This window comes from Paraburkholderia sp. BCC1886, assembly GCF_900996245.1.
Classification (GTDB): Bacteria; Pseudomonadota; Gammaproteobacteria; order Burkholderiales; family Burkholderiaceae; genus Paraburkholderia.
Map to the genome: position 1 here is coordinate 103,883 of NZ_CAAJGK010000040.1, position 18,895 is coordinate 122,777.

Here is an 18,895-nt window from a genome sequence, read left to right on the forward strand (position 1 = left end):
CGTAGCAAGCCGAGGGATTCAGGAGTCGGGGGGATTACTTGGGCGCTTTGTATTCTATGGCAGACAGAAACTGCTGCAGTGTGTCCTGGGGCACTTCTCCCAGCACAGTAATCCAGAAGTCGCCGCGCCGCTTGACCAGCACGTGCGTTGCGCCGCTGCTGCCGGCGCCTTCCTTGCGCGTATTGTTCTCGACGGGTTCGACGAACACGGAAATGGCCGCGAGGCCATCGGAGAATACCGCCTGGTCGACCGGAATGGTGGGCTGACCCGCATCGCGTGCGGCCATTGGCCGGCGCAACTCGCGAATCTTGCGGAAGCCCGGCACGGTCGGCGTGATCTGCCAGCCCTGCGCGGCCATGTCGACCGGCTCGACGGGCGGGCGAACGACGGTCCAGCCCGTCAGATTGCGGATGCCATTGGCAATCGCAGCCTTGTCGCCCGGCACGCCGATGCTGACTTGCGAAAACGACAACTGTTCGAGCACCTGGCCGCTGGCGTCGAGCGTCTGGGCTCGCAGCAGCAGGCCGGTCTTCTTGTCCGCCCACAGTTTGTAAGCGTAACGGTACGCGTCTTTCGGATCGAGTTCGATGACCTGACTGTCGACACCCGCCACGCGGTCGTTGCCGAGCAGCTTCGGCTCGTAGACCGACAGCACCTGCTCGCCGCTGACTGCCAGCAAGGCCGGGAACGAGTCTTTGTTCTGCCGCTTCTCGACCACGCACAGATGCCGCTCCGGCACGAACGTGTAGAGGTCGTCGTTATGACGAAGCATTTTGCGCGGCTTGCCGTCGAGACTTTCGAGTTGCTCGAACTCGCCGTCCGAACGGGTCGCGTAATGGGAGATACGCGACGTCTGCACGAAATTGCCGCGCTGATAAACGAACGCACCCTCGTAATTCTGCTGCTGGGCAGCCTGATGGATGCGATCGAGCAGATCCGCAGCCGTGCGACGGGCCACGAGCGGATCGTCTGTTTGTGCAAAAACCCGCGGTGTTGCGGACAACAATACGGCTGCGCAGAACAGGAATGCCGGCAGCCGCCCCCAGATAGTCGTTATATTCAACCGCGGAGTCTGCATCAAACTATTGGCCTTGCGTAGAGACGGCGGCAGCGCGAATCAGCGGCATGGAACCCGGCATGACCGGCTGTTGCGCGAATTGCTGATGAGCTTCCAGATACTGGTCGAGACTGGCGTCGCGGATGATATTGGCGTCTTGCGCGACCGGCTGGACCGACGCGGCCGGCATCGAAGCCATGGCCACGCGCTGCAGGGAATCGCCATGCGACTGGACCGATGCGACCTGTGGCATACCCGGCACGCCTTGTAGCTGAGGGACGACGATCCAGGTGAGCGTGGCCGCAGCCGCTGCCACCGCAAAGGCCGGCACGACACGCTTGCGCAAACCCAGCAGGCGACGTGCAGCCGGCACGGCCGCGGGCGCCAGCAGATGCGGCTCGGCGTCCAGACGCGCGGTGAAACCGCTGAGGAAGGCGCTACTGGCTGCGGGGCTGATCGCGAGATCGTCGGAACGCAGCGCGTCGCCGATCAGGTGATAACTGGACCAGGATGCACGGCTCTCATCGTCCAGCCCGGAAAAAAACGTGTTGAGATTCAGATGCTCTTCGCCGAACAGTTCACCGTCGACGAAAGCGGAAAGACGCTCGCCGCGCGAGCTGGCTTGCGATTGTTGAGTGTGTTGCGACTGCACCGAGACCGACCCCATGATGCTCCCCATCTTACGAATACCCCGTAGTGACACCACTAATCCAGATATTGCACCCGTGCCCCAACTGGCCGGCTGGTGGTTTACCAGCGCTTGCCTTCGGGTGTGTCAAGCAACGGACGCAATTTTGCCGCAATGGCTTCGCGAGCGCGGAAAATTCGTGATCTGACCGTGCCGATTGGGCAGCCCATCATCTCAGCGATTTCCTCGTAACTCAAACCTTCAATTTCACGAAGAGTAATGGCGGTGCGCAACTCTTCCGGTAAAACCGCCATCGCAGCATTGACCGTCTCGGCGATCTGCTTGCTCATCAACATCGACTCAGGCGTGTTGATATCCCTTAGTTGGTCGGCGTCCGAGAAAGTTTCAGCTTCTTCAGCATCTGCTTCGGTCGAAGTGGGTGCGCGCCGCCCCTGGGTCGCAAGGTAGTTCTTCGCGGTGTTGACCGCAATCCGGTACAACCACGTATAAAACGCCGATTCGCCGCGAAATTGCGGCAACGCCCGATAAGCCTTGATAAAAGCATCCTGAGCGACGTCTTCCACTTCGGCGGGGTCCCTGACGAGACGCGAGATCAGCCGGAGAATCTTGCGGTGGTATTTGGAGACCAGAAGCTCGAAAGCGGCCTTGTCGCCCTTCTGGACGCGCTCGACCAGCACCTGATCAATTTCTTTTTCACTCACCTGATAAATCCGTTAACTATAGGGGCGCATGGCGGGGGACCATTGTAGCGTCCCTATCAATTTGGGACGTTACTCAGGTAACAGCGGTTACAGTCGTTACAGTCAGGCGCCGGAGGCCCGTCGGCCTTGCACGGCCAGCCTGCGGAACGCTTCGGCGGGCAATGCGTCGGCAGCCAGCACGAGGGTGCGCGTGCGACCCGGGCTTTGGGTTAGCGCAAGGATCAGAAGACGGCCGCTCCACTGCGAACAGCCCGCAATCGCGCCATGTGCCTGCAAGCGGCCATCACTATCCCAGATGGACACGCCCTCGGCGCCGATCTTCAACTCGACGGGCGCCGCGCTTTCGTAGCGGGCCGCAGAGATAAGCAGCACCGCGACACCCGCGAGCGTCAACGGTACTGCCTGCCTTGCGCCCAGATGAGCCGCGCAGCAGGTGAACAGAGCCCACGCGGCAGTCAGGATCAAAAACGCCAGCGCAAAACGAAGCGCGACGGAACGCCGCAACGGGATTCGTTGCGGCGTTCCGTCGGAGAAAACCGGAGCGGGGGAAACCGCCGGATGACCCGGCGGCGTCGACTGAAACGTCAAGCGGTCAGGCGCGCTTGAAAACCAGCGTGCCGTTCGTGCCGCCGAACCCGAACGAGTTCTTCAGCGCGACGTCGATCTTCATTTCCCGCGCCGTGTTCGCGCAGTAATCGAGATCGCAGGCCGGATCCTGATTGAAGATGTTGATCGTCGGCGGCGACACCTGATGATGCAAGGCGAGCACCGTGAACACCGATTCCAGCCCGCCCGCGCCGCCCAGCAGGTGACCCGTCATCGACTTGGTCGAATTCACGACCATGTCTTTGGCGTGATCGCCGAACGCGCGCTTGATGCCGGTGGTTTCCGCGAGATCGCCGAGCGGTGTCGACGTGCCGTGCGCGTTCAGGTAATTCACCTGATCGGGGTTCACACCGGCGTTCTTCATCGCGGCCAGCATGCAGCGGCGTGCGCCGTCGCCGTCTTCCAGCGGTGCGGTCATGTGATACGCGTCGCCGCTCATCCCATAGCCGCCGACTTCGGCGTAAATCTTCGCGCCGCGGGCTTTCGCGTGTTCGTACTCTTCGAGGATCATGACGCCGGCGCCCTCACCCAGCACGAAACCGTCGCGGTCCTTATCCCACGGACGGCTGGCGGTCGCCGGGTCGTCGTTGCGTTGCGACAGCGCGCGCGCCGCGGCAAACCCGCCGACGCCGAGCGGCGACACGGTGGACTCCGAACCGCCGGCGATCATCACGTCCGCGTCGCCGTACTCGATCAGACGCGACGCCTCGCCGATGCAGTGCAGACCCGTCGTACAGGCCGTCACGATTGCGAGATTCGGGCCTTTGATGCCGAACTTGATCGACAGATGGCCCGAGATCATGTTGATGATCGACGCCGGCACGAAGAACGGCGAAATACGGCGTGGGCCGCGGTTCAGCAGTTCGGTTTGCGTGACCTCGATCATCGGCAGACCGCCGATGCCCGAACCCACCACTACACCGATACGCTCCGAATTCTCGTCGGTGACTTCGAGGCCGCTGTCCTGCATCGCCTGGATGCCTGCAGCCACGCCGTAGTGGATGAACGTATCCATATGGCGCGCCTCTTTACCGGGGATGTAGTCCTCGATATTGAAGCCCTTCACCTCGCCGGCGAAACGAGTCGAAAAGTTCGACGCATCGAACTTCGTGATATTGGCAATACCCGACTTGCCGGCGACCAGATTGGCCCAGCCGTCGGCAACATTATTGCCAACAGGCGAAATCAGCCCCAGGCCTGTAACAACAACACGACGGCGGCTCACGGTAACCCCTTTTTCATAGATGACAAAAGCAAAAGCCACAGCGACCACAGGAATCTGCCCTGTGTGCCCTGTGGCTGTTAGGCGCCCCTACACCCGGTGCTGCGCACCAGATCGCCCCAGCGGGACTGGAAAACGTGGGGCGGCCCGGCGTTTTCCCGATACTCGGTAAGAGCGCGAAAAGTTGCGCTGCCAGCATCGCTGACTTCCCTACCACGATGGCGCGAAAAAATCGCATGTCCTGCTGGCTCCGAGAGCCGGCACGACCGGGCGTCGTTGAAGACCACCGCCGCCACCGCAGCCAGGCAGGCGCGAATGACCTTAGGCCTTGACGTTAGCGCGGGCGTAATCGATCGCTTGCTGAACCGTCGTGATCTTCTCGGCTTCTTCATCCGGAATTTCCATGCCGAATTCGTCTTCGAGGGCCATCACGAGTTCAACGGTGTCGAGCGAGTCGGCGCCGAGGTCGTTGACGAACGAAGCTTCGTTCTTGATTTCAGCTTCTGCAACGCCCAGTTGTTCTGCGACGATCTTCTTGACGCGCTGTTCGATATTGTCCATTACCCCTCCAAAGGGAAAAGAAGTTCAAAAATACAGGTGCGCGCATTTTATCAGGTTTGACCCGGCAAAAAAGCGGCGCATCGGGTGGCTGTCAAGGCATGCGCCTTACGCTTTTGCAAACGCATCAAGGCGCGGATAGTAACCGAATTTGGTTACTACATGTACATTCCGCCGTTCACATGCAAAGTCGTACCGGTGATATAGCCCGCTTGCGGCGACGCGAGAAACACCACCGCATGAGCGATGTCGTCGGGACTACCGAGACGGCCGAGCGGAATCTGCGTTTTCAACGCGGTTTGCTGCTCTTCCGGCAAGGTTCGGGTCATGTCGGTGTCGATGAACCCCGGCGCCACGCAATTCACCGTGATGCCGCGGCTGCCGATCTCGCGAGCCAGCGCACGCGTCATACCTGCCACGCCCGCTTTCGCAGCCGCGTAGTTGATCTGCCCCGGGTTGCCCGTCGAGCCGACCACCGACGTGATATTGATGATGCGGCCGCCGCGCGCTTTCATCATCGGGCGCAGCACCGCGCGCGACAGACGGAAGACGGACTTGAGGTTGGTGTCGATCACCGCGTCCCAGTCGTCGTCTTTCATGCGCATGGCGAGCTGGTCCTGCGTGATGCCCGCGTTGTTCACCAGCACGTGCAGCGCGCCGAATTCTTTGACCGTGCCGTCGATCAGCGCTTCCGCTGCGGCCGCGTCGTTGACGTCGAGCACCGCGCCGCGGCCGGTGAAGCCAGCTGCGCCGAACGCTTCGGTGATCGCGGCCGCGCCGCTTTCGGTGGTCGCCGTGCCGATGACCGTCGCGCCTTGGCGCGCCAGTTCGATCGCGATCGCGCGGCCGATACCGCGCGACGCGCCCGTCACGATGGCGATCTGTTTGTCGAGAGTCTTTTCCATCTGTCAGTCCTGGTAGCCTTTGCCGGGCCGATTAGTATCGCGCTCGAGGCGCACTCAGCCCGCCGTCACCAGCTTGAGCGTTTCGTCGAGCGACGCCGGGTCGAATACCGAAGCGCCCACCAGATTGCCGTCGATCCGCTTGGTCAAGCCCGCAAGCACCTTGCCGGGGCCGCATTCGACGACGTGCGTGACGCCTTGCGCGGCGATCGTCTGAACGCTTTCGACCCAACGGACCGCGCCCGCGGCCTGACGCACCAGCGCGTCCTTGATCGCGGCCGGTTCGTTGACCACGGCGACGTCGACGTTGTTGATCACGGGGATGGACGGCACGTTCACGTTGACGCTCGCGAGATACTCGCGCAGCTGATCCGACGCGGGCTTGAGCAGCGACGAATGGAACGGCGCCGACACCGGCAACGGCAACGCGCGTTTCGCGCCCTTCGCCTTCGCGACCTCGCAGGCCTTCTCGACCGCGGCCTTGTGCCCGGCGATCACGACTTGCGACGGCGCGTTGAAATTCACCGCTTCCACGACACCCGCCACCGACGCTTCCGCGCACACGGCGCGCACCGCGTCGTCGTCGAGACCGAGGATGGCGGCCATCGCGCCTTCGCCGACCGGCACGGCCGTCTGCATGGCTTGCGCACGAAAGCGCACCAGCGGCACCGCATCGCGGAACGCCAGGGCGCCCGCCGCGACGAGCGCGGTGTACTCGCCGAGGCTGTGGCCGGCGACGATCGCCGGGGCCGGGCCGCCTGCCTGCTGCCACGCGCGATAGATCGCGTAGGCCGCCGTCAGCATGACCGGTTGGGTATTGGTGGTGAGGTTGAGATCTTCGGCGGGACCTTCGGCGATCAGCTTGCCGAGATCCTGATTGAGCGCATCGGAGGCTTCCTGAACGGTCTCACGCACGACCGCGTGATCGGCGAATACGTTGAGCATGCCAACCGTCTGCGAACCCTGCCCAGGAAAAACGAACGCAAATTTCATATCGTTCCCAAAAAGCGATGTTGTCATTCATAGATGGGAAGCGCACTCGATCCGGACGAGCGCGCTCAAGCGTAGGCGCGCGCCGTGAACCGTGCGCGCCATAAGGTCGCCGCAATCAGAAGCGGATGACCGACGCGCCCCATGTGAAACCGCCGCCCACGCCTTCGATCAGCACGCGCTGGCCGCGCTTGATGCGGCCGTCGCGCACGGCGACGTCGAAGGCGAGCGGAATGGACGCAGCCGACGTATTGCCGTGCTCGCCCACTGTGACGACCATGCGTTCCGGCGGCAAGCCGAGCTTGCGGCAGGTGCTTTGCATGATGCGGATATTGGCCTGATGCGGGATCAGCCAGTCGATCTGGTCGGCCGTCAGATTGGCCTTGGCGAGCGCCTCGACCGCGACCTTTTCGAGCACGTTGACGGCGAGCTTGAACACCGCTTGCCCGTCCATGTGCAGGAACGCGCTGCCTTCGATCACACCGCCGTTCACGTTGCCCGGCGTACAGAGAATGTTCGAATGGCTGCCGTCGGCGTGCAGTGCGCTCGCGAGCACGCCGGGTTCTTCGGACGCCTGCAGGATGACCGCGCCGGCGCCGTCGCCGAACAGCACGCAGGTGGTGCGGTCCTTGAAGTCGAGAATGCGCGAGAACGTTTCCGCGCCGATGACGAGCGCCGTACGATGCTGACCGCTGCGAATGAAGCTGTCCGCGGTGGCGACGGCGTAGGCGAAGCCGGAACAGACGGCCTGCACGTCGAACGCCGCGCCGTTGTTCTTGATACCCAGCTTGTTCTGCAACAGACACGCCGTGCTCGGAAACACGAAGTCGGGCGTGGAGGTGGCGACGATGATCAGGTCGATGGACTGCGGATCGATACCGGCCGCCTCGATCGCGCGTTGCGAGGCAATTAGCGCGAGGTCGCTGGTGGTCACGTCCGGCGCGGCGAAGTGGCGCGCATGGATGCCCGTGCGGGCAACGATCCACTCGTCGCTGGTCTCGACGCCCTGACTGGCCAGACGTTCAGCCAGTTCCTGATTCGTGACACGGCCGGGCGGCAGATAACTGCCGGTGCCCAGCACGCGGGAATAAATTGAGGATTGAGCCATTATGCCTTCGAGGATTGCGCAGCGTAGGGCTCGGCGGGCTGACCTGCGAGCGGGCTTGCCTGCCCGGCACCGCCTGCCTCGCGCGCAGCCTGTTCGAGAGAGAACGCGTTCTCTTCCATTGCTCGCGCAAGACGTTCCAGCACGCCGTTTTTGACGGCATCATACCCGCGTTTGATGGCCCATTCAAACCCGTAGGCATCGGCCGAACCGTGGCTCTTGATCACCAGCCCGCGCAGCCCGAGCAGGGCCGCACCGTTGTATTGCCGATGATCGACACGCTTTTTCAAACGCATCAGCACCGGCAACGCGAGCACCGCCATGACCTTGGTGAGCCACGACCGGCCGAACTCTTCCTTGATCATGTTGGAGAGCATCTGCGCGAGACCTTCCGACGTCTTCAGCGCGACATTGCCAACAAAGCCATCGCAAACGATGACGTCGACCGTGCCTTTATAGATGTCGTTGCCTTCCACGTTGCCGTGAAAATTGAGCGTGCTCGCGCGCAGCAGTTCGCCGGCGCGTTTGATGGTGTCGTTGCCCTTGATGACTTCTTCGCCGATGTTGAGCAGCCCGATGGTCGGCCGCTCGCGGCCTTCCAGCGCCGACACGAGCGCGTGGCCCATCTCGGCGAACTGCATCAGATGCTGCGGTTCACAGTCGACGTTGGCGCCCAGGTCGAGCATCATCGTGTAGCCCTTGGGATTGGGCAGTGCGGACGCGATGGCCGGACGTTCGATGCCGGACAGCGTTTTGAGCACGTAGCGGGAGACCGCCATCAGCGCGCCGGTGTTGCCGGCGGAAATGCAGGCTTGCGCCTCGCCTTCCTTGACGCGGTTCAGCGCGACGCGCATGGAGGAATCTTTTTTCTTGCGCAGCGCCACTTCGACCGAATCGTCCATGGCGACGATTTCGGAAGCGGCAACGACGGTCAGGGACGACAGATCCTGAGCCTTCAGTTTTTTGAGCTGCGCATGAATCGCACTTTCAATGCCGACGAGCAGCAACGCCGCGTCGGGATGCGAACGAACGAAGTTGACAGCAGCGGGAACGGTCACGGACGGGCCGTGGTCGCCTCCCATGCAATCTATCGTGAGCTTTACGGTCATGGAGTGCGACGAATGTCAGGCGCCCCGCATGGGATCGCGGTAAGCGCTAAACACGCTGACTGCGATCGACACAAAAAAGCGGCAGTTGAATGCCGCCTTTTGCCGAGCCGGGAAAATATCAAGCGAGCCGATCGCTACGCGAAACGCCATGGGGCGCACCGCTGTGGAACGATTAGTCGTTCTTCGTCTTGATAACTTTCTTACCGCGATAGTAGCCGTTCGGGCTAACGTGGTGACGCAGATGCACTTCACCCGTGCTCGGCTCGACGGCCAGCGGCGCCGTCGTCAGGAAATCGTGCGAACGGTGCATGCCGCGCTTGGACGGCGACTTCTTGTTTTGCTGAACTGCCATGACTTACTCCTAAAAATTTTCCGAATTCTAACACAGCCCGATCCGGTCTCCGCCACTGGCCGAATGGCCAACGCGCCCGCATCGCGCTCCAATGCAACTGTTCAGTGCTTCTTGTCGCCCGGCTCACCGCGCTTGAGACTTTCGAGCGCCGCAAACGGATTGGGCCGCTCGGGTTCCGCACCCTCGCCGGCTTCATCCGCCACGGACCCGTCGTCCTCGCCTTCCTCACCCGCCACACCAGAAACCAGACTCTCGTGCACTTCGGGGCAGACCTCGTGTTTGGGCACGAGCGGCAAGGCAAGCAGCAACTCTTCTTCGATCAAGTCGATGAGATCGAACTGGCGCGAGCCTACGATCACCTCGACTTCATCCTCGTCGAGCGGAAACTCTTCGGCTTCCGCCTCGGTGTTGACGATCCGGTAAATGGAATCGACGTTGAACGCCTGTGAATACGGCGTCAGGCACCGCTGACATTCGAGCCACGCCGCGCCGTGAATCGCCATCCGCAAATAGGGTTGGGGACCCTCGGTGCCGTCGTCCTGCAATTCCGGCTGAGTCGAACCTTCGGCTTGCCAGGTGAACGGACTGTCGTGCTCTGGCGCTTCCGCCGGGACTTCGTTTAACATGCGCGGCAGTTGCGAGACGCGCACGACACCCGCGGCCTGACGCCCACTCCGCGCAAATTCGAACAGATCGATCTGATGCGGGTCGGACAGACCAGCAGGGTTGCCAGGATGTTGAGTCATGTGCGCTCCTGCGTCGGCAAGGATTTCGCCGGGGGTAAATCGCAAGGCCAGAGCTTGGGAGCAAGGTGCAGCGTGCCCGCGCAATGGCGTACCGATGAAAAGCCCGAGATCATATCCGTTTTGTCTTTTCGAGTCAAACACTTAAGCCCGTACTCGCGCAGCGCCGTACGCCCCGCCTTCCTAGCTGCTAGTTACCCATGTCAGATTCCCCCAATCGCCCGCCACGCCTGATTCTGGCGTCGAGTTCACCGTATCGCCGCGAGTTGCTCGAACGCCTGCGGATTCCGTTCGATGTCGTCGTGCCCGCTATCGACGAAACGCCGCTCGACAGCGAAACGCCCGAAGCGACCGCCTTGAGGCTCGCCGAGGCAAAAGCGCGCGCCGTGGCAGGCAAACTGGACGACGATGAAAGCGCGCTCGTGATCGGCTCCGATCAGGTCGCCACTTATGACGGCTTGCAGATCGGCAAACCGGGCACGCACGCCAGGGCGCTGGCGCAACTGCAGGCAATGCGCGGCCGCGAAGTGCTGTTTCATAGTGCGCTGTGCCTGTTCGATAGCCGCTCGAATCGCGCACAGACGGCCGATGTCGTTACCCGCGTGCATTTCCGCGATCTGCCGGACGCCGCGCTGGACGCCTACCTTCTGGCCGAGACGCCCTACGATGTCGCCGGCAGCGCGAAATCGGAAGGTCTAGGCATTGTGCTGCTCGAGGCGATTCATTCCGACGACCCGACGGCGCTCGTCGGCCTGCCACTGATTGCCCTGTCACGCATGCTGCTGGCAGTCGAATACCCGCTACTGGGGGCGCTATGAGCGGCACGCTGTATCTGATTCCGAACACCTTGGGCGAAGGCGACGCCGACGCGCTCGACGCCGTGCTGCCTGCGCCCGTGCGCGCGCGGGCGGCCACCCTGCACTATTACATCGGCGAAAACGCCAAAACGACTCGCGCATTTCTCAAGAAGGTCGGCACCGAACGGCCGATCCAGGAAATAGAGATCCGCGAACTCAACGTGAACACGCCGGCTGGCGAAATCGACAAGCTGCTCGCGCCGCTGCTGGCCGGCACAGACGCGGGCCTCGTGTCCGAGGCCGGCTGTCCGGCGGTCGCCGATCCGGGCGCACTGCTGGTGCGCCGCGCGCATGAACGCGGCGTGAAGGTGGTGCCGTTCGTCGGGCCCAGCTCGATCTTGCTGGCGCTGATGGCGTCGGGACTGAACGGGCAGAGTTTCGCGTTCCATGGTTATCTGCCTGTCGACGCCACGGAGCGGGCGAAGCGCCTGCGCGATCTGGAGCAGCAGTCGCGCAAGGGCAAACAGACGCAGATTTTTATCGAGACGCCCTACCGCAACCGCGCGCTGCTCGATACTTTGCTGGCGAGCTGCGCGCCGTCCACGCTGGTTTGCGTAGCGGTCGATCTGACGCTGGAGACGGAAACCATCGCCAGCCGCACGGTAGCCGACTGGAAAAAAAAGCCGGCCATCGATTTGCACAAGCGGCCGGCTATCTTTTTGATTCTGGCAGTTTGAATCCGGCTTCCGCGCCTGCGGTCATAAAAAAGCCCCGCGCGACCTGCCATGGTCGCGCGGGGCTTTTCATTCGAGGCCTGCTTAGCGCAACGTCATTTTGCCGCCCAGAGCCATCGCGTGGACCGCGCCGTTGCCGACGGCCGCGCCGAACTTGCGCGCAACCCGGTCGGTAATGCTCTCTTTCACCGTGTAATCGACGATGTCCGGCGCCTTGAACAGGTCGCGCGCCACGTAATCGGCGTCGCCCAGACCGTCGGCGAGACCGAGCTCGACGCTCTTCTGACCCGTCCAGAACAGTCCGGAGAACATATCCGGCGTCTCGTGCAGACGCTTGCCGCGCCCCTGGCGAACCGCGTCGGTGAACTGCGCGTGAATTTCGTCCAGCATTTCCTGCGCATGTTCGTCCATCTTCGGCGTTTCTGGCGAGAACGGATCGAAGAAGCCCTTGTTCTCACCCGATGTGTGCAGACGACGCTGAATGCCGAGCTTGTCCATCAGCCCGGTGAATCCGAAGCTGTCCATCAGCACGCCAATCGATCCGACGATGCTCGCCTTGTCGACATAAATCTTGTCGGCCGCGGCGGCGGCATAGTACCCACCGGAGGCACACATATCGCCAACCACGACGTACAACGGAATAGACGGGTACTTAGCGCGCAATCGCCGAATTTCGTTGTAGATGATGCCAGCCTGAACCGGACTGCCGCCCGGGCTGTTGCAACGCAGGATCACCCCGGCCGTACCCGAATCTTCGAAAGCGCTTTGCAGCGCGGCGTCGATATCTTCAGCGTTCGCATTGGTATCTGCCGATATTTCGCCGTCGAGCGACACCATGGCCGTATGCCGGCCGGTTGCGGCCACTTTGTCGCCGGAGAAATCCACCGCGCCCCAGATGGCCACCAGCAGCACGATCAGGAACACGAACCGGAAGAAAATCTTCCAGCGCCGCGCCGCGCGCTGTTCGGTGATGGCAGCGAGCGCAATGCGCTCGAGCGCGGCGCGTTCCCAGCCGGGTTCATCGGCTGGCGTACGCGGGCGACCCGTCAAGGACGGTTCCTTCGGCTCGGGAGTCAAGTTGTCGGGCATTCGCTTTAAAGAGAAGAGAGAAAAAAAATCAGACGGTTGCCGGACGCAAGTCGCCGTCCGGCAACCAGAACACCGCACGGCCGTCCGGTGTGTCACGCTCGTCGACCTGCACCGGCCGCAATTTGCCGCCTCTGCATGGACCACCCACGCATTTGCCGGTGTCGGGCGCATAAATCGCCCCGTGGGTTGCGCACATCAGATAAAGGCCCGACGACTCGAAAAATTGCCCTTCGGCCCAATCCAGTTCCATCGGGACGTGCGCGCAGCGGTTCAGATAGCCGTAGGCCCGGCCGTCATAGCGAACGAAAAACACCACGACGTCGCCGCCGCCGAGCTTCGCTGCGTGACGGACGCCCGCGCCGCGATCGGCCAGATCGGACGACGCGCAGACGCGAACCGCGTCGGCCGGCAAATCGCTAATTCCCGCACTCATGCGTTTTCCCGCAGCCAGTTGGACAACGCGCCGACGCTCGACGCGACGAATTTCGGGGAAAGCGCCGTCAACGAGCCTGCCGGATGCGCACCATAAGTCACGCCAATACCCGCCACGCCCGCGTTGATGGCCATTTGCAGATCGTGCGTCGTATCGCCGACCATCACCGTGCGCGCCGGGTCCTGGCCCAGTTCCCGCGTCAGTTCATGAAGCATGGCGGGATGCGGTTTCGAAAAAGTCTCGTCGGCACAACGCGTACCGTCGAACAGGCTGGTGAGCCGCGACTGATCGAGCGCGCGGTTCAAGCCCACACGGCTCTTGCCGGTCGCAACGGCGAGCAGATAGCCCTGATCGCGCAAATCCCGCAGCATTTCGCGCACGCCGACGAACAGCTCCGTCATCTGATCTTTACCCAGATAGTGGAAACGATAGCGCTCGGCGAGCCGCGGATAGTCGGACGGGTCGAGCGTGGGCGCGGCGATTTGCAGCGCGTCGCGCAGGCCGAGGCCGATCACATAGCTCGCGGCCTCGTCGGCCGGCACGGGCAAGCCAAGATCGCGGCAGGCGGCCTGAATGCTCCGCGTGATGTGGGCGGTCGAATCCATCAAGGTGCCGTCCCAATCGAAGACGATCAGGTCAAATTGCTCTCTAGCCATGCGTTGTCGTCTCCGGGTGTGACCCATTTCGTAATTCGTTGAGCTGCGCGACGAAAGCGCGGCATTCGGCAGGCAGCGGCGCTTCGAACTGCAGCGGCGCGCCGGTGGCCGGGTGCGCGAGCTTCAGCCGGTAAGCATGCAGGAACATGCGCTTGATGCCCGGTTTCGCGTTGGCGCGGGCCAGCGCCTTGTTCAGCGCGAAGTCGCCATATTTGGCGTCGCCGACGATCGGCAGTTCCAGATGCTGCAAATGAACGCGGATCTGATGCGTACGGCCGGTCTTCAGCTCGGCCTCGACCAGCGCATACTCCGGCCACTTGTCGATCAGATTGAAAACCGTATGCGACGCCACGCCGTCCGCCTGCACCCGCACGCGGCGCTCGCCGTCGGCAGTCAGATATTTATGCAGCGGCTCCTTGACTGCGCGGCGACGGCCCCAGTCGCTCGCCCATTCGCCGTGACCGCACGCATAGTAGCGCTTATCCATTTTGTTCTCGCGAATCTGGTCGTGAAGGTTGACCAGCGCCGAGCGCTTCTTCGCCAGCATCAGGATGCCGGACGTCTCGCGGTCCAGCCGATGCACCAGTTCGAGAAATTTGGCTTGCGGCCGCGCGGCGCGCATCTGCTCGATCACGCCGAAGGCGACGCCGCTGCCGCCGTGCACGGCCACACCGGCCGGTTTGTCGATGACGAGCATGTGCTCGTCTTCGAAAATGATTCTGAATTCGGCGCCCGGCACGGGGACGTGCGCCACGGATTCGTCCGGCTGAGCGACGCGGATGGGCGGCACCCGGACCACGTCGCCGAGCTCCAGCCGGTACTGCGCGTCGATCCGGCCCTTGTTGACGCGCACTTCGCCGCTGCGCAGGATGCGATAAATATGACTTTTGGGGACGCCTTTACAGACGCGCAACAGGAAGTTATCAATGCGCTGGCCGGCCGCACTGTCGTCGATCTCGATCATCGAGACCTGGTCGCTTGCGACCGATTTCTGGGATATTTTGCCTAACTCTTTCATTCTGAATATAATTTGCCCAGCAGTCTGCGGCGGCCGGCGCAGTGACCGGCGAAGTACCGATTTTCGGGCAGATTGCGCAGGTGCAAGCGATAAACCGTTATTTTACTTGCGCCGGGGTCTGGTTGCTCACCCTTAAAATGAGATGCAACAAGTTGTACGCACGAGGTCAGTGCCCGGCAGGGGCGGCGCCCATAGGCGCGTTCGGTCAGGGTCGGCTTCGACGGTAACGGAATTTTGGTCAAAAAGAATTTAACTTTCAGCTTCGGTGTGGGCGTTCTGATGCCTTATTGGTTCGAAGCTGCAGGTGGCGAAAATACGGCGTGCGCCCGAGGCGTCTTGTAGAAAGTACAAGACATGGCGACGTCAAAATGAGGCGAGACACCCCCAGCGAGAAAAGACGCGCCGCCTGCGCGAACTTCCCGTTGCGGCACGACCGCAGCCTCCGACCCCTCCGGTCACGCGCCCAGTCGGCGCACCGGCGCGAGTGGAAGAGAGGCTGTTTCAGGTCTGCTGGCAGAACCCGCGGCGTGTCGGGTCGTTATTTGAAGCCGTGTTCGCATGTGCCCTGCGGCACCGCGCCCTTTTTCGACGGGGCCGGGCCCTCCCAGGCAATTCTCCCGCCAATGTTTCCCGCTCCAGCGTACTTGTGAAAACACAATAAGGCGCGGCATGCCGCTGCCCTCTTCGCTCTCGCGACTGACAACCGCGCAGCTGAGGTCAGGCTAAGCCGCTCTGGAGCCGTTCAATGAAACGCATGTTGTTTAATGCGACGCAGCAGGAAGAACTGCGCGTCGCCATCGTCGATGGGCAAAAACTCATCGATATCGACATCGAAACCGCCGGTCGCGAACAGCGCAAAGGCAATATTTACAAAGGCATCATCACGCGCATCGAGCCGTCGCTCGAAGCGTGTTTCGTCAATTACGGCGAAGACCGCCACGGCTTCCTTCCATTCAAGGAAGTCGCCCGCCAGTACTTCCGCGACGGCGTCGACATGCGCTCCGCGCGCATCCAGGACGCCCTGCGCGAAGGTCAGGAACTGATCGTCCAGGTCGAAAAAGAAGAGCGCGGCAACAAGGGCGCGGCCCTGACCACGTTCATCTCGCTGGCCGGCCGCTATCTGGTGCTGATGCCGAACAACCCGCGCGGCGGCGGCGTGTCGCGCCGGATCGAAGGCGACGACCGTCAGGAACTGCGCGAAACCATGGCGCAACTGCAATTGCCGGAAGGCATGAGCATCATCGCGCGCACGGCCGGCATTGGCCGTTCCGCCGAAGAGCTGCAGTGGGACCTGAACTATCTGATGCAACTGTGGCGCGCCATCGAGGCTGCGTCGCAAAGCGGTTCGAGTGGTCAGCCGATGCTGATCTATCTGGAATCGAGCCTCGTCATTCGCGCAATCCGCGATTATTTCCAGCCGGATATCGGCGAAATTCTGATCGACACCAACGAAATCCATGACCAGGCGCGCGCCTTCATGGATATCGTGATGCCGGACAATGTCAGCAAGGTGAAGCGGTATCACGACGACGTGCCGCTGTTCTCGCGCTTCCAGATCGAGCATCAGATCGAAACCGCGTACTCGCGCACCGTGCCGCTGCCTTCGGGCGGCGCCATCGTGATCGACCACACGGAAGCGCTGGTCGCGATCGACGTGAACTCGGCGCGTGCCACCAAGGGCGCGGACATCGAGGAAACGGCGGCCCGCACCAACCTCGAAGCCGCCGACGAAGTCGCCCGCCAGTTGCGCCTGCGCGACCTGGGCGGCCTGATCGTGATCGACTTCATCGACATGGAATCGGCCAAGAGCCAGCGCGAAGTCGAGCAGCGCCTGAAAGACGCGCTCAAGCACGACCGCGCGCGCGTCCAGATGGGCAAGATTTCGCGCTTCGGCCTGATGGAACTGTCGCGTCAGCGTCTGCGTCCGGCCCTGTCGGAAGGCAGCCACGTGACCTGCCCGCGCTGTAACGGCACGGGCCATATTCGCGATACCGAATCGTCCGCGCTGCAAGTGCTGCGGATCATTCAGGAAGAAGCGATGAAGGAAAACACCGCGGCCATCCATTGCCAGGTGCCGGTCGAAGTGACCGCCTTCCTGTTGAACGAAAAGCGCGCCGAAATCAACAAGATCGAGTCGCGTTTCAAGGTCAATGTCGTTCTGATCCCGAACAAGCACCTCGACACGCCGCATTACAAGCTCGAACGTCTGCGTCACGACGACGCGCGTCTCGACGACCCGCGTGCTTCGTGGAAGATGGCCGAAGAAGCCGCTCGCGAACTGGAATCCGAAACCGGCTACAGCAAGCGCACCGAAGAAGTGAAGCCGAAGCAGGAAGCCGCGGTCAAGGGCATCACGCCCGAGAAGCCAGCGCCGAGCGCGCCGGTTCGTCCGGTCGCAACGCCCGCTCCGACCCCGGTCACGCCGGCGGCCGGCGGCTTTATCGGCTGGTTGAAGAATCTGTTCGGCGTGCAGCCGGCTGCACCGGCTCCGGTCGCACCGGCTCCCGCCGACAAGCAGGCCCGTCCGCAACGCGGCGAGCGCACGGAGCGCGGTGAGCGCACCGGCGAACGCACTGGCGAGCGCGGCGGCGACCGTAATCGCAACCGCCGTAACGGTAGCGGCGCAGGTGGCCGCGATGCAGCAGGACGCGGCGAAGGCGCGAACGGCGGCCGTCAGGGTCAAGGCCAAGGTCAGGGTCAAGCCCAGCAGCCGTCGCAGCGTCGCGAGGAACGCGAACCGCGTGAGGGTCGTGAACCGCGCGAAGCCCGTGAGGGTCGCGAAGGTCGCGAGGCACGCGAACCGCGCGAACCGCGTGAGGGACGTGAAGCACGCGAGCCGCGTGGCAATCGGGAACCGCGTGAACCGCGCGAGGCCCGTGAAGTCCGCGAACCGCGTGAAGGCCGTGAGCCGCGAGAAGCACGCGAAAATCGTGGCAACGAGCGCACGGATGCGGTCGATGGCGCTGCGCGTGGCGATCGTCAGGAACGCGGCGAACGCCGTGAGCGTGGCGAACGTACCGACCGTGGCGAGCGCGGCGGCGAGCGCGGCGGCGAGCGCCGCAAGCCGCAAGCCGAAGCAACCGATGCCCTGCTGCAAGCCGACGCGCAAACCGCCGAAGAACTGGCGATCAACCAGCCCACGCTGGATGAAAACGGCGTGCCGCTCGATCAGGAAGCCGTGGCGCGCGAAGGCGAAGAGCGCCGCCGTCGTCGTCGCGGTCGTCGTGGCGGCCGTCGTGAGCGTGAAGAGGACGTTAACGGCAACCTGGCAGCGGATGTCGCGGAAGGCGAAGGTAATAACGACGGTAGCAACGACAGCAGCAACGCGGCAGACGAAGCGCCGGTGCGTACGCATCAGCCGGTCGAGCCGGCCGTCGCCGTCGCCGAAGAGCAGCATGTGAAGCCGGTGGAAGTGGTCGTTGCAGCGGTCGCGACGCCCACGGCAGTCGTCACCGAACTGCACGCTGCCACTGAAACGCCGGCCCTGGCTGTCGAAAAGGCGGCGAAATCGGAAGCGCTGGAACCGGTGGTCGAAGTCGAGCAGCCAGCAAGCGTGGCCGAACCGGTCGTGCAAGCCGCCGCTCAACCGGTGGAAGCCGCGCAAGCCGCACCGTCCGCCAGCGAAACGGTTTCGCTGGTCGAACCGGCTGCCGAAACTGCACCGGCAACTCAGGCTCAGGCTCCGGCTCCGGCCGAGCCGTTCCATGCACCGGTCGTCGAAGCTGAGGCTGCTCCGGCGCCGGTCGAAACAGCAGCGCCCGCCATCGTGGCAGAAGCGCCCGCTGTCGAGACGGCACCGCAGGCTGACATCGTCGAACCGCAACCGGTCGTGACGTCCGTCGCGCCTACGGTGGCCCCCGTGGCCGCGCCGGAAGCTGCACCCGCAGCCGTGCAACCGGCGCCCGTCGTCGCAGCACCGCAGGCGACGCGTACGCCCGCCGTGTCGGCGGAAACCCTGAAACCGGTGCTGGAACAAGCCGGTCTCGTCTGGGTGAACACCGACGCCGACAAGTTGCGCGCCGCTCAGGAAAGCGCTGCGCAAGCCGCCAAACCGGCCCGTGTCGTGCGCGAGCGCAAGCCCTTGCCGCCGCAGGACAGCGCACCGATGCAGCAGGTCGAAACCGGCAAATAAGCCAGAAAACGAGCTGAGAAACAGCCGGGCAACCTGGCGAAA

General features: G+C 63.0%; 19 protein-coding genes. 3 read left to right on the forward strand and 16 right to left on the reverse strand.

Annotation, left to right across the window (positions count from 1 at the left end; translation table 11 throughout):
* Positions 1-34: 34 nt before the first annotated feature.
* From FQ746_RS09510 to FQ746_RS09565, 12 genes are all read right to left on the reverse strand, one after another.
* Entirely contained in the window at positions 35-1,078 is a 1,044-nt protein-coding gene (locus tag FQ746_RS09510) for a MucB/RseB C-terminal domain-containing protein (protein ID WP_144108788.1), read from the reverse strand.
* Between the two features lie 4 nt (positions 1,079-1,082).
* Positions 1,083-1,724, reverse strand: a complete 642-nt coding sequence (locus tag FQ746_RS09515; protein ID WP_144108790.1) for a sigma-E factor negative regulatory protein — start codon at positions 1,722-1,724, stop codon at positions 1,083-1,085.
* Positions 1,725-1,807: 83 nt separating this feature from the next.
* A complete protein-coding gene (rpoE, locus tag FQ746_RS09520; protein ID WP_006051939.1) occupies positions 1,808-2,407 on the reverse strand; it encodes an RNA polymerase sigma factor RpoE in 600 nt (199 codons plus the stop codon).
* A 102-nt stretch (positions 2,408-2,509) separates the two neighbouring features.
* On the reverse strand, positions 2,510-2,911 hold the full coding sequence (locus FQ746_RS09525) for a protein YgfX (protein WP_144108792.1): 402 nt from the start codon (positions 2,909-2,911) through the stop codon (positions 2,510-2,512).
* A gap of 88 nt (positions 2,912-2,999) precedes the next feature.
* Entirely contained in the window at positions 3,000-4,238 is a 1,239-nt protein-coding gene (gene fabF, locus FQ746_RS09530; RefSeq protein WP_144108794.1) for a beta-ketoacyl-ACP synthase II, read from the reverse strand.
* Positions 4,239-4,556: 318 nt separating this feature from the next.
* The gene (gene acpP / locus FQ746_RS09535) at positions 4,557-4,796 is read right to left on the reverse strand and encodes an acyl carrier protein (RefSeq protein WP_004197638.1); all 240 of its coding nucleotides are present in this window, start codon (positions 4,794-4,796) and stop codon (positions 4,557-4,559) included.
* A 155-nt stretch (positions 4,797-4,951) separates the two neighbouring features.
* Positions 4,952-5,698, reverse strand: a complete 747-nt coding sequence (gene fabG, locus FQ746_RS09540; RefSeq protein ID WP_144108796.1) for a 3-oxoacyl-ACP reductase FabG — start codon at positions 5,696-5,698, stop codon at positions 4,952-4,954.
* A 54-nt stretch (positions 5,699-5,752) separates the two neighbouring features.
* Positions 5,753-6,688 (reverse strand): ACP S-malonyltransferase, encoded by a 936-nt coding sequence (gene fabD / locus FQ746_RS09545; RefSeq protein WP_144108798.1) that lies wholly within the window; start codon positions 6,686-6,688, stop codon positions 5,753-5,755.
* Between the two features lie 115 nt (positions 6,689-6,803).
* Positions 6,804-7,793, reverse strand: coding sequence for a beta-ketoacyl-ACP synthase III (locus FQ746_RS09550; RefSeq protein WP_144108800.1), 990 nt, complete (start codon positions 7,791-7,793; stop codon positions 6,804-6,806).
* Positions 7,793-8,899 carry a phosphate acyltransferase PlsX gene (plsX, locus tag FQ746_RS09555; protein WP_144108802.1) on the reverse strand — a complete coding sequence of 369 codons (1,107 nt, stop codon included), beginning with the start codon at positions 8,897-8,899 and terminating at the stop codon, positions 7,793-7,795. The genes FQ746_RS09550 and plsX overlap by 1 nt, the downstream gene beginning before the upstream one ends.
* A gap of 172 nt (positions 8,900-9,071) precedes the next feature.
* Entirely contained in the window at positions 9,072-9,251 is a 180-nt protein-coding gene (rpmF, locus tag FQ746_RS09560; RefSeq protein ID WP_035501683.1) for a 50S ribosomal protein L32, read from the reverse strand.
* Between the two features lie 101 nt (positions 9,252-9,352).
* Positions 9,353-9,997, reverse strand: a complete 645-nt coding sequence (locus tag FQ746_RS09565) for a DUF177 domain-containing protein (RefSeq protein WP_144108804.1) — start codon at positions 9,995-9,997, stop codon at positions 9,353-9,355.
* 197 nt (positions 9,998-10,194) lie between these two features.
* Between FQ746_RS09565 and FQ746_RS09570 the strand changes: the two genes are divergently transcribed.
* Together FQ746_RS09570 and FQ746_RS09575 are read left to right on the forward strand one after the other, a co-directional pair.
* A complete protein-coding gene (locus tag FQ746_RS09570; protein ID WP_144108806.1) occupies positions 10,195-10,812 on the forward strand; it encodes a Maf-like protein in 618 nt (205 codons plus the stop codon).
* Positions 10,809-11,528 (forward strand): SAM-dependent methyltransferase, encoded by a 720-nt coding sequence (locus FQ746_RS09575; protein ID WP_144108808.1) that lies wholly within the window; start codon positions 10,809-10,811, stop codon positions 11,526-11,528. The genes FQ746_RS09570 and FQ746_RS09575 overlap by 4 nt, the downstream gene beginning before the upstream one ends.
* An 81-nt stretch (positions 11,529-11,609) precedes the next feature.
* Here FQ746_RS09575 and FQ746_RS09580 read toward each other — a convergent pair whose 3' ends face one another.
* The 4 genes from FQ746_RS09580 to FQ746_RS09595 are packed head-to-tail and all read right to left on the reverse strand — an operon-like array spanning position 11,610 to position 14,721.
* On the reverse strand, positions 11,610-12,614 hold the full coding sequence (locus FQ746_RS09580) for a S49 family peptidase (protein WP_144108810.1): 1,005 nt from the start codon (positions 12,612-12,614) through the stop codon (positions 11,610-11,612).
* Between the two features lie 28 nt (positions 12,615-12,642).
* The gene (locus FQ746_RS09585; RefSeq protein ID WP_409932392.1) at positions 12,643-13,047 is read right to left on the reverse strand and encodes a Rieske (2Fe-2S) protein; all 405 of its coding nucleotides are present in this window, start codon (positions 13,045-13,047) and stop codon (positions 12,643-12,645) included.
* Positions 13,044-13,703 carry an HAD-IA family hydrolase gene (locus FQ746_RS09590; RefSeq protein WP_144108812.1) on the reverse strand — a complete coding sequence of 220 codons (660 nt, stop codon included), beginning with the start codon at positions 13,701-13,703 and terminating at the stop codon, positions 13,044-13,046. Before FQ746_RS09590 ends, FQ746_RS09585 begins: the two co-directional genes overlap by 4 nt.
* A complete protein-coding gene (locus tag FQ746_RS09595) occupies positions 13,696-14,721 on the reverse strand; it encodes an RluA family pseudouridine synthase (protein WP_144108814.1) in 1,026 nt (341 codons plus the stop codon). The genes FQ746_RS09590 and FQ746_RS09595 overlap by 8 nt, the downstream gene beginning before the upstream one ends.
* A gap of 745 nt (positions 14,722-15,466) precedes the next feature.
* Between FQ746_RS09595 and FQ746_RS09600 the strand changes: the two genes are divergently transcribed.
* Entirely contained in the window at positions 15,467-18,853 is a 3,387-nt protein-coding gene (locus tag FQ746_RS09600; RefSeq protein WP_144108816.1) for an Rne/Rng family ribonuclease, read from the forward strand.
* Positions 18,854-18,895: the final 42 nt, after the last annotated feature.